The organism is Rhodococcus sp. 27YEA6 (genome assembly GCF_044908235.1).
Taxonomy (GTDB): Bacteria; Actinomycetota; Actinomycetes; order Mycobacteriales; family Mycobacteriaceae; genus Rhodococcus_F; species Rhodococcus_F qingshengii.
The window spans coordinates 577677-597331 of the sequence record NZ_JBIYCY010000002.1; the positions used below are offsets into that span (position 1 = coordinate 577677).

At 63.2% G+C, this 19655-nt stretch carries 16 protein-coding genes; 11 read left to right on the forward strand and 5 right to left on the reverse strand.

Annotation, left to right across the window (positions count from 1 at the left end):
- Positions 1-24: 24 nt before the first annotated feature.
- Positions 25-1320: a VOC family protein gene (locus ABH939_RS09135; protein WP_075832827.1), complete on the forward strand. Its 1296-nt coding sequence runs from the start codon at positions 25-27 to the stop codon at positions 1318-1320.
- Complete coding sequence (locus ABH939_RS09140) at positions 1307-2812, forward strand: aldehyde dehydrogenase family protein (RefSeq protein ID WP_075832825.1); 1506 nt, start codon at positions 1307-1309, stop codon at positions 2810-2812. Before ABH939_RS09135 ends, ABH939_RS09140 begins: the two co-directional genes overlap by 14 nt.
- On the opposite strand, the gene ABH939_RS09145 is transcribed toward ABH939_RS09140, so the two are convergent.
- The 3 genes from ABH939_RS09145 to ABH939_RS09155 are packed head-to-tail and all read right to left on the reverse strand — an operon-like array spanning position 2763 to position 5981.
- Positions 2763-3548 (reverse strand): alpha/beta fold hydrolase, encoded by a 786-nt coding sequence (locus ABH939_RS09145; protein ID WP_333835971.1) that lies wholly within the window; start codon positions 3546-3548, stop codon positions 2763-2765. The two genes, ABH939_RS09140 and ABH939_RS09145, sit on opposite strands and share 50 nt — an antisense overlap.
- Positions 3545-4609, reverse strand: a complete 1065-nt coding sequence (locus ABH939_RS09150; RefSeq protein WP_042449601.1) for an isopenicillin N synthase family oxygenase — start codon at positions 4607-4609, stop codon at positions 3545-3547. Before ABH939_RS09150 ends, ABH939_RS09145 begins: the two co-directional genes overlap by 4 nt.
- Positions 4590-5981: a uracil-xanthine permease family protein gene (locus ABH939_RS09155; RefSeq protein ID WP_007727244.1), complete on the reverse strand. Its 1392-nt coding sequence runs from the start codon at positions 5979-5981 to the stop codon at positions 4590-4592. Before ABH939_RS09155 ends, ABH939_RS09150 begins: the two co-directional genes overlap by 20 nt.
- Positions 5982-6115: 134 nt before the next feature.
- Between ABH939_RS09155 and ABH939_RS09160 the strand changes: the two genes are divergently transcribed.
- The 3 genes from ABH939_RS09160 to ABH939_RS09170 are packed head-to-tail and all read left to right on the forward strand — an operon-like array spanning position 6116 to position 8865.
- Positions 6116-6679 carry a helix-turn-helix domain-containing protein gene (locus tag ABH939_RS09160; protein WP_007727247.1) on the forward strand — a complete coding sequence of 188 codons (564 nt, stop codon included), beginning with the start codon at positions 6116-6118 and terminating at the stop codon, positions 6677-6679.
- Between the two features lie 55 nt (positions 6680-6734).
- Positions 6735-7739 (forward strand): acyl-CoA dehydrogenase family protein, encoded by a 1005-nt coding sequence (locus tag ABH939_RS09165; RefSeq protein WP_081377504.1) that lies wholly within the window; start codon positions 6735-6737, stop codon positions 7737-7739.
- A 34-nt stretch (positions 7740-7773) separates the two neighbouring features.
- Positions 7774-8865, forward strand: a complete 1092-nt coding sequence (locus tag ABH939_RS09170) for an N-formylglutamate amidohydrolase (protein ID WP_075832819.1) — start codon at positions 7774-7776, stop codon at positions 8863-8865.
- Between the two features lie 38 nt (positions 8866-8903).
- Here the strand turns inward: ABH939_RS09170 and ABH939_RS09175 are convergent, their stop codons facing one another.
- Entirely contained in the window at positions 8904-10235 is a 1332-nt protein-coding gene (locus ABH939_RS09175) for an anaerobic C4-dicarboxylate transporter family protein (protein WP_003940851.1), read from the reverse strand.
- 106 nt (positions 10236-10341) lie between these two features.
- Between ABH939_RS09175 and ABH939_RS09180 the strand changes: the two genes are divergently transcribed.
- Positions 10342-14889: an ATP-dependent helicase gene (locus tag ABH939_RS09180; RefSeq protein ID WP_042449813.1), complete on the forward strand. Its 4548-nt coding sequence runs from the start codon at positions 10342-10344 to the stop codon at positions 14887-14889.
- 63 nt (positions 14890-14952) lie between these two features.
- Positions 14953-15744: a DNA-formamidopyrimidine glycosylase family protein gene (locus ABH939_RS09185; RefSeq protein ID WP_030535047.1), complete on the forward strand. Its 792-nt coding sequence runs from the start codon at positions 14953-14955 to the stop codon at positions 15742-15744.
- On the opposite strand, the gene ABH939_RS09190 is transcribed toward ABH939_RS09185, so the two are convergent.
- Positions 15731-16300, reverse strand: a complete 570-nt coding sequence (locus ABH939_RS09190) for a TetR/AcrR family transcriptional regulator (RefSeq protein ID WP_054781863.1) — start codon at positions 16298-16300, stop codon at positions 15731-15733. The genes ABH939_RS09185 and ABH939_RS09190 overlap by 14 nt on opposite strands.
- 87 nt (positions 16301-16387) lie before the next feature.
- On the opposite strand from ABH939_RS09190, the gene ABH939_RS09195 reads away from it, so the two are divergent.
- From ABH939_RS09195 to ABH939_RS09210, 4 genes are all read left to right on the forward strand, one after another.
- Positions 16388-17329, forward strand: coding sequence for an oxygenase MpaB family protein (locus ABH939_RS09195; protein ID WP_404649566.1), 942 nt, complete (start codon positions 16388-16390; stop codon positions 17327-17329).
- Positions 17330-17346: 17 nt separating this feature from the next.
- Complete coding sequence (locus ABH939_RS09200) at positions 17347-17883, forward strand: hypothetical protein (protein ID WP_003940745.1); 537 nt, start codon at positions 17347-17349, stop codon at positions 17881-17883.
- Positions 17884-18030: 147 nt separating this feature from the next.
- A complete protein-coding gene (locus tag ABH939_RS09205; RefSeq protein ID WP_234551630.1) occupies positions 18031-18681 on the forward strand; it encodes a serine/threonine protein kinase in 651 nt (216 codons plus the stop codon).
- On the forward strand, positions 18671-19594 hold the full coding sequence (locus tag ABH939_RS09210; protein ID WP_030535049.1) for a hypothetical protein: 924 nt from the start codon (positions 18671-18673) through the stop codon (positions 19592-19594). The genes ABH939_RS09205 and ABH939_RS09210 overlap by 11 nt, the downstream gene beginning before the upstream one ends.
- Positions 19595-19655 lie beyond the last annotated feature (61 nt).

Consider the following 19655-nt stretch of genomic DNA (forward strand, 5'->3'; position numbering starts at 1 on the left):
AGGCTAACGCAATCGGACATTCGTATGGTTGAAACCTGGGAGCTACGTGCACGGTTCGCAGCGGCCCTCGCCAAGATGTATGGCGACGAGGTCCCCGCTTACAACACCTTGGTAGATGTAACGATGCAGGTGAACCGTGATTTTGCCGCCGAACATCCGGATTCTGCGGAGCGCCTGGGCAGCCTGGCGAGAGTCAGCGCCGAGCGTCACGGCGCCATCAGACTGGGGACTCTCGACGAACTACGTGACGTAGCCACCGTCTTCGGCGGATTCGGTATGTTTCCGGTCGGCTATTACGACCTCCGGCTCACCGACTCCCCCATTCCCGTTGTCTCGACGGCATTTCGCCCCACCGATCCCGCCGAACTCGCCCGGAACCCGTTCCGCGTTTTCACCTCGGTGCTGACCAGTTCCGATTCCAGGTTCTTCGACACCGACCTCGAGCGTCGGATCACCAGGTTCCTGCGTCGCCGGACCCTGTTCTCTCCCGAACTTCTGCAGTGGGCACGGCAATCGAGTCGCGAGGGCGGGCTGACGGAGCCCGAGGCGACACAGTTCGTCGATGCAGCGACCTCGGCGTTTCGGCTCGGCACCGATCCCATCGACGCGGGCTGGTACCGCGAACTCGCCGCAATCTCGCCGGTCGCTGCAGACATTGCGGGGCAGGGCTCGACCCACGTCAATCACCTCACCCCGCGAGTGCTCGACATCGACGAGTTGTACCGCCGCATGACCGAGCGCGGTATCACCATGATCGACCGCATCCAAGGCCCGCCGAGATGGAGCGGACCACCACTACTTCTGCGGCAGACGTCGTTTCGTGCATTGGCCGAAGACAGACTCTTCCGTCAGCACGACGGATCGGTCACCACTGAGCCCGTCCGCGTCAGATTCGGCGAGGTGGAGGCACGCGGAATCGCGTTGACCCGCAGCGGGCGAGCGATCTACGACCGACTGATCGCCACGCCCGAGGACGCCGATTGGGACAGCGAATTTCCGCACTCCGAAAGCGAACTCGATGCCGCGGGGTTGGCGTACTTCACGTACCGAAACGAAGGAACTGTTGTCGTCCGCGACCCGATCGTCTACGAGGACTTCCTACCTGCCTCCGCGGCCGGGATCTTCGCATCCAATCTCGATTCCGTGACCGGATTCGTTTCCGATGCGCCCGGCGCCGAATACGGGCAGGATCGATTGGAGGGCGCCATCGACCGCACCATCGAAGATCCGTTCGAGCTGTACCGCGCACAACAAGAGGCGTCACGTGCCGTGCTGCCTCCCGCCCACAACAACAGAGGACTCCCCAGTGAACCTGCCTGATTCTTCGAGCCTCGCCGATCGCGCCGAAAGCGCCCTTGCCGCGTGCGGTGTCGAGTGGCCCGCCGGCGACCTGAGCGCACGAACCCCCATCACCGGTACGCAACTGCGTACCGTTCGGCAGCACTCCGGTAGAGAAGTCGACGACGCCGTCGACGCGGCGCATCGCGCGTTCCTCACCTGGCGCACCGTCCCCGCTCCGGCGCGCGGCGCGGTCGTGCGCCGGCTGGGCAGCCTACTGACCGAGCACAAGGATGACCTCGCGGAAATCGTGACGTTGGAGGCCGGGAAGGTCACCTCGGAGGCTCTCGGCGAGGTACAGGAGATGATCGATATCTGCGAGTTCGCCGTCGGTCTCTCCCGGCAGCTCTACGGACGCACCATGCCGTCCGAGCGTCCCGGACACCGGTTGACGGAAACGTGGCACCCTCTCGGCGTTGTCGGAGTCATCTCCGCGTTCAACTTTCCCGTCGCGGTGTGGTCGTGGAATACCGCCATCGCTCTCGTGTGCGGTGACGCCGTCGTCTGGAAGCCTTCGGAGACCACGCCGCTGACTGCGCTGGCATGTGACGCCCTCCTCCGACGCGCCCTCGCCGACTGTGATGCACCGATCGACGTGCACCAGTTGATCATCGGCGGACGCGATGTCGGTGAGGCCTTGGTGGTCAACCCACTGGTGGCCTTGGTCAGCGCCACCGGTTCCGTGCGGATGGGCCGCGCGGTGGCTCCGCGGGTCGCCGAACGCTTCGGGCGAAGCCTCCTCGAGTTGGGTGGCAACAACGCCGCAGTCGTCACACCGTCGGCAGATCTCGAGCTTGCCGTACGCGGAATCGTGTTCTCCGCCGCCGGAACTGCGGGGCAGCGGTGCACCTCACTTCGTCGGCTCATCGTGCACGAGTCGATCGCCGATCACGTCGTCGAGCGCGTTGCGGCCGCGTACGCACAGCTCGAGGTCGGCAGTCCCTTCGATTCCGGTGTTCTGGTCGGGCCGCTGATCAACGAAGCCGCGTTCGAGACGATGCAGAAATCGCTCTCGGCCGCACGCGCGGACGGCGGAACTGTGGTGTGTGGCGGGGACCGCGTCGGCGATTCCGGGTTCTACGTGACACCTGCCCTCGTTCGTATGCCCGCACAGACCGAGGTGGTGCGGGCGGAGACTTTTGCACCCATCCTCTACGTCTTGACCTACACCGACTTCGACGACGCCATTGCGCTGCACAACGGCGTGCCTCAAGGACTTTCGTCCTCGATCTTCACACTCGATCAGCGAGAAGCAGAGCGCTTCCTCGCCGCCGACGGCTCCGATTGCGGCATCGCGAACGTGAACATCGGAACGTCCGGTGCGGAGATCGGCGGCGCATTCGGCGGGGAGAAGGAGACTGGCGGCGGACGCGAGTCGGGTTCGGATTCGTGGAAGGCATACATGCGCCGAGCCACCAATACCGTCAATTACTCGGACCAGCTTCCGCTGGCTCAAGGGGTCGAGTTCGGCTGAACACCTGCCGGGCGAAATCGGTGATCGCGTCGATCAACTCCGGGAGCGCCGACAACTGCGGTGCATGGTCGGTGCCCAGGCTGACCACCTGGGCACCGGGGACAAGTCTCTGCATGGCGCGTTGAGCCTCGATCGGCACGGTTCGATCCAGCGTGCATTCGACATACAACCTCGGCACGGTTCCGAATCGCTCTTCCGTCCAGACCGGTGCCATCAGGCGGGCTGACTCCAGTTGTGGAACGAGCATGCGCGCGGCGAAGATCGCATCAGCCACCGGCGCTTCGTGGAAGAACACAGCGGCACCGGCTTCGGGCGGAACAGCCGTCGCATCCCCGTCGTCGGCGGGAACCAACCAACGTGAGATCCCGACCGGACTTTCCAGACCGAGTTCGATGCAGAGCATCCCGAAGTCCGTCTGCGATGGAAGCATCATCCCTGCGACGTACACAAGACCCGTTACCCGCGAAGGCAGCAACTCAGCCACCTGTGAGGCCACGATGCCACCGCCGGAGTGACCGACGAGGGCGCACTGCCCGTCCAAGGACTCGACAACTGCCACAACATGTTCGGCAACGACATCGAGATCGATCACGTCGTCTGAGTTCCAACTTCCCGAGCCGGGAAGCTCCACCACAACAGGATTGAAGCCGGCCGATTTCAGTGGGCCACACACACGATCCCAGACCCACCCGCCGGCCCATGCTCCGTGGATCAGGACGATGTTCCGTGCACTCACTGCTTGACCTCGAGCTCTGCAGCCGAAAGTACCCGAGCCGCCTCACGACCTGCGGCGGCGTTGGACTTCCCCTGCCTCGACCCGGCCAATTTGGCCTTGATGTGATCGCGAACGGTAATGGGTTCGTACTCCAAGCCGGAGTCGTCCTGAAAACTCGGCAAGGTCGCAATCACCGCGTCGACGTTTCCGTCATGGAAGAAGGCCGCCGATCGCCGGCGCTTGATGGTGCCGTTCACCACCGGAGGCGCAACTCGGTGCAGCGTGGACATCCACCTGTCGTTGGTCAGTCGCGCGGTGAGATCCCCGAGGTTGACCAGTAGCGCGCCGTCGTGCGGCCAGACATCGTGCCAGCGTCGGTCGCTCCCGAGTACTTGCAAACCTTCGACCTGATCCGCCCACAGCACGGTGACCAGCCCGAAATCGGTATGTTCGCCCATCCCCTTCAACTCACCGTCCAACGTCACCGTCCCTTCGGGTAACGCGTAGTTGTTCATCCGCAGTACGTCGATGGAGTGGTCGGTGATCGACTCGAAGAATCCTGGGGTCAGCCCGAGCGCGTCTTCGAAAATGGTGGTCAGTGTGCGTGCCACCCGCTCGCCATGGGCGTAGTAATTCTCCACCCGCTCCGTGAAACCAGACACTGCGGGCCACAGGTTGATTCCGTAATCGTCCTCCGACAGTTCGAGTTCGGTGAATGATCGGGCTTCGGTTCCGACGTTGAAGGCCTCGAAAAAGTCGTTCATTCTGGTCGCGGATTCGACGCCGAGGCTCAGGCTCAGCGACTCACTCTTGGGCGGGCTGTACCCACGATTCGCGCCCTCGATTCGGTAGCCCGACTTCGTCTCCATCGGCAGCCCGAAGAAGTCGTCCATCGCTTCGGCGAGGCCGGAAGAAACAGCGGCCGGAACACCGTGGCCCCGAATCTGCATGAAACCTACAGTCCGACAAGCATGGTCGACTTCGGCAGCCACTCGCGCCTTGTCCTGGTCGGCACCACCGAGCACGTAAGGCGAGATGTCGACGACGGGCACTTCGAAGGGATCAGACTGGGACTGTGACACTGGCGTCTCCTGCAGAGCTGGTGGCGGGTTCAGATTTTGCAGTGGCATGGAGGCTCTCTCGCGATCGCCTCGCGAGTTCACCGAGTCGGGTGTGATTGAACAGCAGATTGAGCGAAAAGGCCGAGGCCGCAGCCAAGGTGATGCCGCTACCGAGGAGGATCTGAGCCGAGGAGGGGAATCGCTCGAACATCCCCTCCGCAAATTCCGGAAGAATACCGATCCCCACCGATACAGCGGCGATCGTGGTGTTGATCGGGTCGCTGAGATCGACCTTGCGCAGCGTGTTGATTCCGACCACGGCGACAGTGGAGAACAAGATGATTCCGACACCGCCGACCACCGGATCAGGCAGGGCTGCAACCACTTCACCCATTCGCGGGATGAGGCCGAGGACGATCAGAATGGCACCGCTGGTAGCGGTCACGTACCGGCTGTACACCCGGGTCGTGGCAACGGCGCCGACATTCTGCGAGAAAACGGTGTCGACAAAGGCATTGAAGATTCCGCCCAGAACTCCCGACATCCCGTCGGCCACCAGCCCTCGTGCGAGATCTGCTTTCTTCAAAGGCTTTCCGGTGATCTCGCTGACCGCCAGCATGCTCGCCGTCGACTCTGCGAAGACGACTGCCATGACGATACTCATCGCCACCACGGCGGTGACGGGAAACTCCGGAGCGCCGAAGTGGAACGGCATCGGGAAGCCCACCCAGGCCGAGCCGCCGACGCCACTCAGATCGATCAGGCCCATCGGGATGGCGATCACGGTGCCGATCACAAGCGCCATCAGTACACCGAGCTGCGTCCACATCCCGCGGCCGAGGCAGATGAAGGCCACCGCGACCACAACGACTGCGGCAGCCAGCGCCAGATTCTTCGGGTCGGCGAACGACGGGGAGGTGGGGTCGTTTCCGACGATCAGTCCTCCTGCGACACCGATCAACGAGATGCCGATCACTGTGAGGACGACGCCGGTAACCAGGGGTGGGAAGTATCGGACGATCTTGGCGAACGGCACGGCCAACGCAATGCCGACTACGCCACCGACCAGCATGGACCCGTACACCGCCTGCAGGCCGTACTCCTTGGCGATCAGAATCATCGGCGTCAGCCCGGCGAAGGTCGCCCCGCAGACGATCGGCAGCCGGACACCGGCGACCTTCCCGACGCCCAGGCTCTGAATGATCGTGATGATGCCTGCAACGAGCAAGTCCGCGCTGATCAGCATCGCGACTGTGCTGCGGTCCAGCCCTACGGCGGCACCGAAAACCAGCGGAACCGTGATGCAGCCGGTGTACATGATGAGGACGTGCTGAAGAGCAAAAGCAGACTGGCGGGCAAATGGGAGCCGCTGGTCGACAGGATGGATGGCCATGCGCCGATCTCCGTCCGAAGCTGGAAGTGTTTCGTGTACGGGACTATTCAGCACGTCGATAATTTCTTACCGTGGTCGAATTTGTTTCGTCTGTGTAATCAAAACTTTCACCAGAGCACTGCTATCTTCGGCACATGGACGACGACCAGAAGGCGATAGCGACCGCAATCGGGGCTGCCGTGCGGACGGCGCGAAAAGAAGCCGGACTGACGTTGCGCGAGGTTGCCGTGAAGTCGGGCTTGTCCCAGCCCTTCCTGAGCCAGACCGAAAACGGCCACGCAGTACCCAGTGTCATGAACCTTCATCGCCTCGCGCAATCGCTCGGCACCACGGCGCACGCACTCTTGGCACAGGGTGAGCGAACTCCGTCCAGCCTCGTCCGCGCCGGCGAGGGGCGAACCTTCGAACTGGCACACGATTCGGTGATTCGATTCTGCTCCACCGGCTCACGGACCATGGAACCCAACGAGATCACGGCAGCACCTCATTCCGAGGCAGGTGAGCACACCGAGCACGCCGGCGAAGAGTTCATTCATGTTCTCGAAGGATCTGTCGAGGTCGAGGTGGGACTGGACGAGCATCACGTTCTTCACGTAGGCGACACCCTCCTCTACACCTCGACCATCCCGCACCGGTGGTTCAATCGCACCGATGCGGTCGCGAGGTTCCTCATCGTGAGTTCGCCGCCCTCGTTCTAGATGCGCGGCTGTAGTTCCACACCACAACCCCCGGCTCACGGCTTACCCTGACAGCGTGACCATGTGGCCGGAACTTGCGCGCGAAATCGCCGATACCGTTCTGTTTCCCGTCGCCGACAGCGTCGACGCCGACGGAGAAATCCCCAGCAGCCATTTCGACGCGCTCGCCGCCGACGGCTTCTACGGCATCGCCGCCCTCGGTGAGGGTGGCCCCAGCAGCGAAGAACTGGTCGAGGTCCTCGAAACCTTGTGCGGCGGTTGCCTCGCGACGACGTTCACCTGGATGCAGCATCACGGCGTCGTCGGAGCCCTGGCGGCGAGTCCCAATGCACCTCTGCGCGAACAATACTGGGACGGTCTGGTTTCCGGCACGATTCGCGGTGGGGTTGCCTATGCCGGCGCCATCCCCCGCCCACCGCTCCTGTGGGCGAAGCGGGTGAACGACGGCTACGTCCTCGACGGGATCGCCCCCTTCGTCACCGGTTGGGGCATCGTCGATGTTCTCTTGGTGTCGGCGCGCGACGAGTTCGACAATTCCATCGTTCATTCCGTCGTACCGGTGGGCGAGGCCCCGGGTCTGACGATCGAGGAGCTTCCACTGATCGCGGCGCGCGGGAGCAACACCGTCCGAATCGTGTTCGACGCTTTCGAAATTCCCGATACCGACGTCTGTGCTGTCGTCAGCGACGAACAATTCCAGAGCACCCAGCTCCCCGGCTTGTGGCTCAACGGCGCGATGGCCATGGGCATCACCCGCCGCGCTGTCACCGAACTTGCGGATCTGGGAGTCGACACCGACGCGTTCGAGGAACAAGCCACCCGGGCGCGCGCCGATCTCGATGCAGCACTGCGCGACGGCGGCGACATGTCGGCCGCCCGCGCCCGAGCGTCGGAACTTGCGATACGCGCGTCGGCCGCACTCGTGACTGCGACCGGAAGCCGCGCTCTGGTCGGCAGCAACACCCCCGAGCGGCTCATGCGTGAAGCCACCTTCACTCTTGTCGCGGCTGGTCGCCCGGAGATCAAAACAGCTCTCGTGGAACGACTCAGCGGATACTGAGTACGCACGGTTGTACTCGATTACGCTGGGGCTCATGACCAGTGGAGAACCAGTACTCATCCCGGCCGGAACCGTGTTCACGCCGGAGGACCTGACGTTCTATGCCGATCGCGACTCCCGCAGTCTCGACGACGCCATCGCCGAAGCCGACCTTCTTGTCAGTTGCCCACACTCGGGTTCCGCGATTCCAGCAGAACTCTCACGTTTTCTCGCACCCGAGTTCACACAGCGGCTGCAGTTCGACTTCACCGACATGTCCACCAGTCCCATCGTGCGCCGTTGGGCCGAAATCGATTCGCGCATCGTGTACGTGGAGAATCCGCACCCTCGCATGATTCGCGATCCCAACCGTGCGAAGCCCGAAAACCTGGAAGCGTCACTGCGCGAAGCATTCGCCCGCGTCCACGAGGCCGGTGCCGGCAACAAAGCGGACCTCACCGGCGTCGACGCAGTTCGCCCTGTCACCTTCTCGTTCTACCCCCTGCTGCTCGAGCCGACCGACGACGCGGGTTGGAAGGACCTCGCCGAGACCTTCACCGAGACAGCTAAACACGGTTTGGGCGTCTACGAGAGAACTCGCGACGCACTGATCGAAGCCATGGTGGCGAAGAGCTTCGAACTCGGTCGATCGTTCACGACCTTGTCGTTCCACGACACGATGAACCACACCACCCGGCAGGACGGCGCCGTCAATGTCGAACGGCCGGAAGCAGATCGGCTCCCCGACGTCGTCGCACTCTCCAATCGTGGCGATCACGACGGTAATCGACGCGGCGACAATCCCGTGACGATGGATCCGGAGCTCATTCGCACACTGGCGGTCTCACATCGCAAGGGATTTCAGGTCGACGATCCGGATGCCGTCGCTCTCAATCAGCCGTACCTCGGCAGTTTCGAAATCATTCGAGCCGGAGCCAGATTCGCCGAATTGAGCGCCCGCGCCGCCGAAGCCGGGATCACGTTGAGCGCGGTTCAGGCCGAATTCAAACGAGAATTCCTACTGGGAGACGAACTGGCCGCCTACATCATGGAACCCGGCGTCGACTGGCCTACACCCGACGCCGAACGGGTGGACCAGCTCGCCCACGCGTGCAAGGCGAGCTGGGACCACTACCGCAACAGCTGACTCAGCGCTGTCACTCAGGGCTGACTCAGCCGCAATACTCAACCGAGCACCACTCCGAACAACGCGCCGGCCGCAATCGTCGTGACGGCCAAGATGATGGTCGGCAGGAAGAACGAGTGGTCGACGAGCTTGGAACCGAGCTTCGTGCTGCCCGAGAGGTCGAAGTTCGCAGCCGCGATCTGCGAACCGTTTGTCGGCAACAGATAGACGCCGGCAAACGCTCCGGCCCACATTCCGCTCACCAGACCGGGTGCAATCCCGGCAGCGAGACCGATCGGCACGATGGTCCTCGTAGCGGTCGACTGACTGGTCGTCAGTACACAGACCAGGAAGACACCGAGCGCGAAGATCCACGGCGCGGCGTTGACCCAGTCGCCGACGGTGCTCGTGATCAGCTCGGAATGGGCGCTGATGAACGTGTCCGTCAGCCATGCCAGACCGAACAGCGCGATGGCCGAGACCATACCGGCACGGAACACCGTCGACGACGGCACGTCGGCGACATTCGGGCGGCACACCAGCAGGATCAACGTACCCACGACGAACATCAGCATTTCGATGATCGGTGTCATCCCCATCGGAGTACCGTCGGCAGCTTCGGGACGAATCCCCTTGAACAGGCCGAAGATCACGATAGCCAGGACGCCGGCGAGGAAGATCAGTGCCGCGTTTCGTCCGGTCTTCGTCGAGACGAGTTCGGTCTTGGAGGCTGCACCAGGTCCGGCCAATTCGCCCGACTTCATCTTCGCCTGTATCTCCGGGTCGTCGTCGAGATCTTTGCCGAGTCGGTTGACCGCGATGGAGGAAAGGACGATGCCGACAACAGCAGCCGGGAAGGTGATCTTGATGATGTCGATGAGTTCGAAATCGTAAGGCGGCACGTCGGTCAGCGTGACCATTGCCGCCATTGCCGCGGACACCGGACTACACGCCAGCGCCACACCGGTCGAGACAACTGACAGCGACAGCGGTCGTGACGGCCGCACACCGTTCTTGTACGAGACGTCGTAGATGACGGGGAGCAGCGGGTAGAGGATGTTGGACGTGCCGGCACCGACCGAGAACAGGAATGACACCAACGGCGCGATCAGCGTGATCTGTTTCGGGCGAGATTCGATCAACTTGGCCGCGATGGTGACCATCCAGTCGATACCTCCGGCCGCCTGCATCATCGACGACGCGAGGACGACGGACAGGACGATGAGGAGAGCGTCGACCGGCGGACTGCCGACGTCCTCTCCGAAGACGAACACGAGGACGGCAACACCTGCGCCGCCCCACAGACCGAGAGCGACACCGCTCGATCTGGTACCCATGACAATCGCCCCGAGCACTACCGCCAGCTCGAGGACAATCTTGACTGCTTCCATCAGGCACTCGCCTTCTCGATAACAAGAGAATCGCTATAACAGGGCAAATAGTATGCTCTGCGCTTCGGCTGCAGGCACGAACACGCTGTCGGTGGGAAGGGGCAATATGGTGGTCGTGACCAACGTCCTCGGTAGGTTCTCGCCCGCCACACGCGAGTGGTTCGGCGGCGCTTTCAGCGCTCCGACTGCTGCGCAGCTCGGCGCCTGGGAATCCATCGCGAGTGGCTCTCACACTCTTGTCGTCGCACCCACCGGCTCCGGCAAGACATTGTCGGCGTTCCTGTGGGCGCTCGATCAACTCGCCGCCAAGGACGAAGGCGAACGCGCCACCAAAGTCCTCTACATTTCGCCGCTCAAAGCGCTGGGTGTGGACGTCGAGCGGAACCTTCGCGCGCCGCTGGTCGGCATCACGCAGACGGCGAAGCGTCTGGGCCTCACCCCGCCCGAGATCACCGTCGGTGTCCGTTCCGGCGATACGTCCCAGGCCGATCGACGCTCGTTGATCAAACGTCCTCCGGACATCCTGATCACCACGCCTGAGTCGTTGTTCCTGATGCTCACCTCCGCTGCCCGGGAAACACTGGTCGGTGTCGACACCGTGATCGTCGACGAGGTTCACGCGGTGGCGGGTACCAAGCGTGGCTCGCACCTTGCGCTCTCACTGGAACGCCTGGACGGCTTGCTCGAGCGTCCGGCGCAACGCATCGGATTGTCGGCCACTGTCCGTCCGCACGAGGAGATCGGGCGGTTCCTCGCCGGTTCGGCACCGATCCGAATCGTGGCACCGCCTGCCGCCAAGACATTCGACCTCACGGTCCGTGTTCCCGTCGAGGACATGACCGAACTGGGGATCGCGACGCCGGACGACGGTTCCGAATCTCCCACCCCGCAAGCCGGTTCGATCTGGCCCCACGTCGAGGAACAGATCGTCGACCTCGTTCTCGACCACCGATCGTCCATCGTGTTCGCCAACTCTCGCCGCCTCGCCGAACGATTGACAGCCAGGCTCAACGAGATTCATGCAGAACGCATCGGTCTGGCCGTCGAGAAAACATCTCGCCCGCCCGCGCAGATCGGGGCTCCCACCGAGGTCAACTACGGCGCAGAACCCCTCCTTGCTCGCGCCCACCACGGATCGGTCAGCAAAGACCAGCGAGCCCTCATCGAAGACGACCTCAAATCGGGTCGATTGCGATGCGTCGTCGCCACCAGCAGTCTCGAACTCGGAATCGACATGGGCGCCGTCGACTTGGTCATCCAGGTGGAGGCACCGCCTTCTGTTGCCAGCGGCCTGCAACGTGTCGGTCGCGCCGGCCACCAGGTCGGCGAGATATCGCGAGGCGTCGTCTTCCCCAAGCATCGCACCGACCTGATTCATTGCGCGGTGACCGTCGAGCGCATGGTCGAAGGCAAGATCGAAGCGATGGCCGTTCCGGCCAATCCCCTCGACATCCTCGCTCAGCAAACTGTTGCGGCCACCGCTCTCGAACCGATCGACGTCGACGACTGGTTCGAGACGGTGCGCCGAAGCGGTTCCTTTGCAACGCTTCCCCGTTCGGCGTACGAATCGACTCTGGACTTGCTGGCGGGGCGGTACCCCTCGGACGAGTTCGCCGAGTTACGTCCTCGCCTTGTCTGGGATCGTGAGTCCAACACGCTCACGGGCCGCCCGGGTTCGCAGCGTTTGGCCGTCACTTCCGGCGGCGCAATCCCCGACCGCGGCCTCTTCACCGTCTACATGGTTGGCGAGAAAGCGTCCCGCGTCGGCGAACTCGACGAGGAAATGGTCTACGAATCCCGGGTCGGCGACGTCTTTGCGCTCGGCGCCACCAGTTGGCGGATCGAGGAGATCACCTTCGATCGGGTTCTGGTCAGCCCCGCCTACGGCATGCCGGGTCGTTTGCCCTTCTGGCACGGCGACGGACTCGGTCGCCCCGCCGAACTCGGACAGGCGTTGGGGCAGTTCGTCCGCGAAACGGCTCTCGGCAACGAAGCCGACGTCGTCGAGCGTTGCCGCGTGGGCGGGCTCGATCACAACGCGACTACCAACCTGATCCAACTCGTCGGTGAGCAGAAGAATGCCACCGGGCAGGTGCCGTCGGATCGAACCCTGGTGGTCGAACGCTTCCGCGACGAACTCGGTGACTGGCGTCTGGTGCTGCATTCCCCGTACGGCCAACGGGTTCACGCACCGTGGGCCCTCGCCATCGGGGCGCGCCTGCAGGAACGATACGGCGTCGATTCCAGCCCGACGGCCTCCGACGACGGCATCATCATCCGACTCCCCGACACCGAGAACGAACCTCCCGGCGCCGAACTGTTCACCTTCGACGTCGAGGACATCGAAGATCTGGTCACCCAAGAGGTGGGCGGCTCCGCTCTCTTCGCTTCCCGATTTCGCGAATGTGCCGCCCGCGCACTGCTTCTCCCCCGCCGCAATCCCGGAAAACGTGCACCACTGTGGCAGCAGCGTCAGCGGTCGGCGCAACTGCTGGACGTCGCCCGCAAGTTCCCGACCTTCCCGATCCTGCTCGAGACCGTACGCGAGTGCTTGCAGGACGTTTACGACCTGCCTGCACTGAAGGAATTGTTCGGCAAGATCGAGAAAAGGCAGATTCGAATCGTCGAGGTGGAGACGGCCTCTCCGTCTCCGTTCGCCAGTGCGCTCCTGTTCAACTACGTGGGTGCGTTCATGTACGAGGGCGACAGCCCCCTCGCCGAGCGACGCGCCGCCGCTTTGTCCTTGGACTCCACGCTGTTGGCCGAACTCCTCGGCCGCGTCGAACTACGCGAGCTCCTCGACGCCGGAGTGATCGAGCAGGCCGAACGTGAACTGCAACGGCTCGTCCCTGACCGAAAGGCCAAGGACCTCGAGGGTGTTGCCGACCTCCTCCGCATGCTCGGCCCGCTGACCACCGAAGAAGTCACCGAACGCTGTCTCGAGGACCCGGTCTCATGGCTCGAGAAGTTGGTTACGGACAAACGCGCCCTCCACGTCTCGTATGCGGGCGAGAGCTGGTGGACCGTCGTCGAAGATGCAGCGCGGCTTCGCGATGGACTCGGCGTTCCCCTACCCATCGGCGTTCCGGCCGCGTTCATCGAGCCGGTCGATCAACCACTCGACGACCTCCTGAGCCGGTACGCCCGCACCCACGGTCCCTTCACTCTCGCCGACGCGGCTGCACGCTTCGGTCTCGGAGTATCAGTCGCGCGTGACGTTCTCGGTCGGCTCGCGCTCGAAAAGCGGGTGCTGGAAGGTGAATTCCGCCCGTCTGCAACCGGGAGCGAATGGTGCGACGCCGAGGTCCTGCGTCGCTTGCGGCGTCGCTCGCTCGCCGCGGCACGGCAGGAGGTCGAGCCGGTCAGCACCGCGACGCTCGGACGATTCCTTCCCAGTTGGCAGCACGTGGGCGGCACGCTGCGAGGAATCGACGGTGTTGCAACGGTGGTCGATCAACTTGCCGGCGTTCCGATTCCGGCGTCCGCTCTCGAATCGTTGATCCTGCCGAGCCGAGTTGCCGACTACTCTCCCGCGATGTTGGACGAACTCACGTCGACGGGTGAAGTCCTGTGGTCCGGATCGGGAGCTATCTCGGGCAAAGACGGGTGGGTAGTGCTGCACCCCGCCGATCTGGCACCGATCACGCTCAATTCACCCGCCGACACCGACGTCTCGGAATTGCAGAAGCGCATCCTCGACCTGCTGTCCGGCGGCGGTGCCTACTTCTTCCGCCAGTTGGTCGACGCGTTGCGAACTACGGAGTCGGCTGCGGACACGGTCGACAGTGCGGTGACGACGGCACTGTGGGAGTTGGTGTGGCTCGGACACATCGGTAACGACACCGTTGCACCGCTGCGCGCACTTCTCTCCGACACCACCAGAACAACAACCAGTCACCGATCGCCTCGCCGTGTTCCGCGGGCCCGTCCGTACCGCGGAATGGCCCGCGCTTCCACGCCCGCGCGCACGGGACCGGCAACCGCCTCCGGTCGGTGGTTCCAGCTGCCAGGTATCGAACCTGACCCCACTATCCGGGCGCACGCCACGGCTGATCTGCTGCTCGAACGATACGGCGTCGTCACCCGCGGTTCGGTGATGAGCGAGAACGTGCCGGGCGGTTTCGCGTTGATCTACAAGGTACTGAGCACGTTCGAGGACAACGGGCGCGCTCGACGCGGATACTTCGTGGACACCCTGGGCGGCGCTCAATTCTCGACGCCTCCCGTGGTGGACCGCTTGCGGACGTTCGGTGATTCCATCGAGGGGCGCCACACCTCCTCGGCTGCAGTCACTCTCGCGGCGTGCGACCCGGCAAACCCGTACGGCGCGGCGCTGCCGTGGCCGGCGTCGGGGGGCGAAGAGTCACCAGGACACCGACCCGGACGAAAAGCCGGCGCACTGGTAGTTCTGGTGGAGGGTGAGTTGGTTCTGTTCGTCGAGCGCGGCGGTCGCACGATCCTGACATTCACCGACGACGGCGGAACGTTGCGCCTGGCAGCACTGTCACTTGCTCAGAAGGTGACTTCTCGCGCCATCGACAAGTTGGTAGTGGAGAAGGTCGACGGAGAGACCATCCACGGCAACGATTTTGCTCCGGTCCTGGTCGAAGCCGGCTTCGCGGCCACCCCTCGCGGATTCCGGTTGCGGTCATGAGGATTGGGGTCATGATGATTGAGATCGTGGAAGTTGAGATCCTGAAGTGTGGGTGCGGCGACCATGCCTGAGGGCGATACCGTGTGGCGGGCCGCCAATGAACTGCGCGCTGCCCTGGCCGAGAAGGTACTCACCACCTGCGACGTCCGCGTTCCTCGTTACGCCACGGTTGATCTCTCGGGCCACCGCGTGGATTCCGTCGCCAGCCGCGGAAAACATCTCCTGATCCGAGTGGGCGAAGCGTCCATTCACACGCATCTGAAGATGGAAGGTCAGTGGCAGATTTATCGCCCCGGCGAGCGCTGGCGCCGACCCGCCCATCAAGCGCGCATCATCTTGGCCACCGAAGACTCTGTAGCAGTTGGCTTTTCACTGGGAATCACCGAGATCCTCGAACTCGGGCAGGAACAGGAGGCCGTCGGACATCTCGGACCGGATCTGCTCGGGACCGATTGGGACAGTTCCGTGGCCGCCCGAAATCTTCGGGCCGCCGACTCCGTACCGATCGGAATCGCGCTCCTGGATCAGCGGGTGATGGCCGGACTGGGCAACGTGTACCGAAACGAGATCTGCTTCCTACGAGGTATTCACCCGAAAACGCCGACACATCTCGCGGGGAATCTCGACGCGATAGTGGATCTGTCTTTTCGCACCATCAACGTCAACAAGTCGCGTCGCATCCGGGTCACGACCGGCGACACCCGCCCCGGTAGGCAAACGTGGGTGTACGGCAGACGCGGAAAACCATGCCGCCGTTGCGGAACTCGCATCAGAGAAGACACCCTCGGACCGGATCAGCTCACCGAGCGAAATATCTTCTTCTGCCCGGCCTGCCAGCCCTTCACGCCTGGTTAGCGTTGATCAGCAGCCTGACGCAGTGGCGGACAAATCGTTCACGGTCCACGACGATCGTGCCGTCCAGATAACCGATGAACAGTGTGAACAACGCCCCGACCAGCCCGACTGCCACCAGCTGCTTGTCCACGGGATCAGCGATCTCGGACAACTGGTCGTACACGAGGTCCACGAACGCCGGCATCGATTCGATACCGCGGCCGCTCAGGACGGGTTCCGAGAGCGGGGCGATCAGGAGCACTCTCCCCATCGCCGGATCGTCGACCATGAGCTTGACGAAAGCGTCGACCGCAGCGGTGGCGACCGCCTCGGATGTCGTCTCCGACTCCACTGCCGACGCAAGCGCCGACTGCGCACGCTCGGCGACAAACGTGTGGACCGCGACAACGTACTGATCGCGATCGGTGAAGCTTTCGTAGAAGTACCGCTCGGTCAGACCGGCAGCCTTGCAGACCGCACGCACGTTGACGGCCGGACCGTCGACCGCACCGAGCAGTGTCACTCCGACGTCGAACAACGTCGCCTTTCGAGTGGCCCTGCGTTCTTCGATGCTCACAACTTCCCCACTTCGCCGACACTTGATCTTCAATGCACCCGGTATCCGATCCTTGACTACCGCTGTTGTCGATCCTAATCTGACAACATGCGTAGTCAACTTGACGACAGCAGCACCCCGGTTCCCCTCGGTCCGGATTCCCTGACGTGGAAGTATTTCGGCGACTGGCGCGGGATGCTGCAAGGCGTCTGGGCCGGTTCGATGCAGAACATGCACCCCGGCCTCGGCGCCGGAGTCGAGGAGCATTCGCAATTCTTCGACGAGCGGTGGGAACGACTGTACCGCTCGCTGTATCCCATTGCAGGCGTGGTCTTCGACGGCGATCGCGCGCAGCAGACAGCCGAAGAAGTCCGCGGCTATCACACACGAATCAAGGGCGTCGACAAGTTGGGGCGTCGGTATCACGCACTTGATCCCGACACTTTCTACTGGGCGCACGCAACATTCTTCATGGGCACCATCGTCACTGCCGAGAACTTCTCCGGTGGCTTGACCGAGGCCCAGAAACGTCAGCTCTTCACCGAGCACATTCAGTGGTACCGCCTGTACGAGATGAGCATGCGCCCTGTTCCCGAGACCTGGGAAGCATTTCAGGAGTACTGGGACCACATGTGCCGCAACGTACTCGAAGACAACAAGGCGACCCGCGACGTCCTCGACCTGTCGGGACTCGGCAAGCCCCCGTACATGACGTGGCTACCCGATCCGTTGTGGCGGCTCGCCCGAATCCCCCTCGCCCGCGGATTCGTGTGGCTGACGGTCGGAATGTACGACCAACCGGTTCGAGACCTACTCGGCTACTCGTGGACCAGTCGCGATCAGAAAATTCACAACGCTGTCGGCCGCACCGTCAACGCCGTCTTCCGTCTGGTGCCGTGGCGATACCGGTATCAGCCACGTGCTCGCGCGGGATGGGATCGAGCTGACGGCCGAATCCCCGCCGATGCACCACTGGTCCACACACCGGCGCGCAACCTGCCCCCGCTCGAGCAGCGAGATAACCCGATGCACTACAGCCCCAGGGTCTGATCTGCCATGCTCTGAACATGGAGTGGGACCTGCGAACCCTGCTGAACCGTCCGATCACGTCTCACGGTGCGCCGCTGGGACAAGAACGTGTGGCCGCGAGGACCACCGCGTACATCTACGGCAACATTCTTGTCCTCGCCGCACTCATACCGGTGACGAAATCTCAGGAATCGCTCGGCGCCGCGATTGTGGTCGGCACGGCATTGTCGACATACATCGCCCACACATTTGCCGAGGGCGTCGGCGAGAGCATTCGCAACGATCGCCGACTGACGACCGCGGAGAGAATCGACTCGCTTCGCGATTCCGTCCCGATCCTCACCTCTGCGGTTGTTCCTGTCGTCATTCTCGCGACGGCGTGGTTCAACTTCCTGGAACCACGGACGGCGCAGTTGATCGCGGAAATCGTCTTGATCCTGCGGATCGGTTCCACCAGTTACGTGATCAGCCGACTGCACGGCGAGAAAGTCAGTACGAACACACATCTGGCAGCCTTCGGCCTCGCTGCCGTCGCCACCCTCATAGTCGGGTTGAAGATAGTGCTCACTCATTGACGAGCCACAAGTGCAAAAGAAGTCAGACCGGTCGTATATAACTAAGACGGGCAATTCGCAGAAACCTAACAATCGGCAATTTCGATGTGCGGTGATCGACGACTAACTCGGCCCACTTCTATCAAGTAGGCAGAGGAGCAGCCCGCAATGACAACACCACAGTCGCCGTATCCCTGGAACAACGACCCCAACCACACGACACCTCTCCCTCCGCCCCCTCCTCCGCCGCCGGGCATCACACCCGGTCAGGCTCCGTACTCGGGACATCAGCCTGCTTACACCCCGCCCCGGCCCCCATACGGTCAAGGCACTGGATATTCGCCGATGCCTCCCCGCCCGCCGAAATCGTATGCATGGCTGTGGGTCCTACTGGGAGTTGTCACAGTCGCACTCGTCGCCGTCGTGGTCTACGTATGGGTTCTCCCTCTCGTCTTGAACGACAATTCCGACGAGAACACCGCACGCACGGAAACCGTGGTGATCACCTCACCTGCGGCCGCGCCGCAGAACGGCGTCGTCACACCCGCGCCCAACGAGTCGGTCCCTGGCAGCGCAGCGCGTTGTGGATCGGTGTTCTCGAACAACGAATTCACGACGTCCGCCGTCGGCACCAGCGTGACGTCCTGTGAGTTCGCCGAAGAAGTGCGCTACCAGTACGTGAGCCAGGGTCGACGCGGCGGCCCGGTCTCCATCAGCGCGGTCAGTCCGGTCACGGGAACTCGGTACTCGATGAACTGCGCCGGCAACAAAGTCGTCACGTGTACCGGCGGAAACAACGCGGTGGTCTATGTCTATTGAGCAGTGCGTCGAGGCTCGTAGCGGGACGCGCCGACGACTCCTGGCGGTTGCACTCGCCACTGCTTCTGCAGCAGCCCTCGCGGGCTGCACGATTCCGACGCGAGACGAGTCGTCGGAGAAGGTCGAGACGATCACCGAAATCGTCGTCGTTCCACCGGAGCCGACAGAGACTCCTGCCGCCCCGGGCAACGGTGTCGGCCCGCTCGCCGGATTCGAGGCCCTGGGCAACACCCTCGGCGGCGCCGTGGGTATCGCACTCGTGCCCGTCGGCGGAGGTCAGTCACTCGTTGCCGGCGAGTGGCAGAACGGAGTCGCCTGGTCCACCATCAAAGTCCCACTGTCCATCGCAGCCCTCCACGAACCCGACAACACAGAACTCACAACGGTCAAGCAGGCGATCACCACCTCCGACAACGAATCAGCCGAAGAACTGTGGCGAGGCCTCGGCGATCCGACCACTGCCGCAGCGAAGGTCGAGTCAGTCCTCGTGGCCTCCGGCGATATGTCCACCACCGTGGAATCACGCACGCTACGACCAGAATTCAGCTCGTTCGGTCAAACACAATGGCCACTTGCCGTCCAAGCGCAATTCGCCGCCACCCTGCCATGCCGGAGCGACGCCACCGAAGTCTTCGGGCTCATGGGCAGCATCAGCCCCGACCAACAGTGGGGCCTGGGAGTGATCCCAGCCGCTCGATTCAAAGGTGGGTGGGGGCCGGACGACGACGGCGGCTATCTGGTCCGCCAATTCGGGATCATCAGCAGCGGCACCGGACAACTCGCTGTCGCCATCGCAGCCAAGCCGGACTCGGGCACTTTCGCCGACGGTACTGCGATGCTCAGCGACATCGGCCGCTGGGTAGGCGAACGAGCGCAGGCTTTACCCATCGGCGGCACCTGCCAACCGAGCTGAAGTACTGCCGGTCGAGGGAGGTACTGCCGTTACCCGGCTGAGCAGTCACTCCCGCCGAACC

Coding starts and splice junctions, on each gene's coding strand:
- ABH939_RS09195 (WP_404649566.1), top strand. CDS start 16,388: ATGCGTAGTCAACTTGACGACAGCAGCACCCCGGTTCCCCTCGGTCCG.
- ABH939_RS09175 (WP_003940851.1), bottom strand. CDS start 10,235: ATGGAAGCAGTCAAGATTGTCCTCGAGCTGGCGGTAGTGCTCGGGGCG.
- ABH939_RS09155 (WP_007727244.1), bottom strand. CDS start 5,981: ATGGCCATCCATCCTGTCGACCAGCGGCTCCCATTTGCCCGCCAGTCT.
- ABH939_RS09210 (WP_030535049.1), top strand. CDS start 18,671: ATGTCTATTGAGCAGTGCGTCGAGGCTCGTAGCGGGACGCGCCGACGA.
- ABH939_RS09135 (WP_075832827.1), top strand. CDS start 25: ATGGTTGAAACCTGGGAGCTACGTGCACGGTTCGCAGCGGCCCTCGCC.
- ABH939_RS09170 (WP_075832819.1), top strand. CDS start 7,774: ATGACCAGTGGAGAACCAGTACTCATCCCGGCCGGAACCGTGTTCACG.
- ABH939_RS09205 (WP_234551630.1), top strand. CDS start 18,031: ATGACAACACCACAGTCGCCGTATCCCTGGAACAACGACCCCAACCAC.
- ABH939_RS09200 (WP_003940745.1), top strand. CDS start 17,347: ATGGAGTGGGACCTGCGAACCCTGCTGAACCGTCCGATCACGTCTCAC.
- ABH939_RS09160 (WP_007727247.1), top strand. CDS start 6,116: ATGGACGACGACCAGAAGGCGATAGCGACCGCAATCGGGGCTGCCGTG.
- ABH939_RS09185 (WP_030535047.1), top strand. CDS start 14,953: ATGCCTGAGGGCGATACCGTGTGGCGGGCCGCCAATGAACTGCGCGCT.
- ABH939_RS09180 (WP_042449813.1), top strand. CDS start 10,342: ATGGTGGTCGTGACCAACGTCCTCGGTAGGTTCTCGCCCGCCACACGC.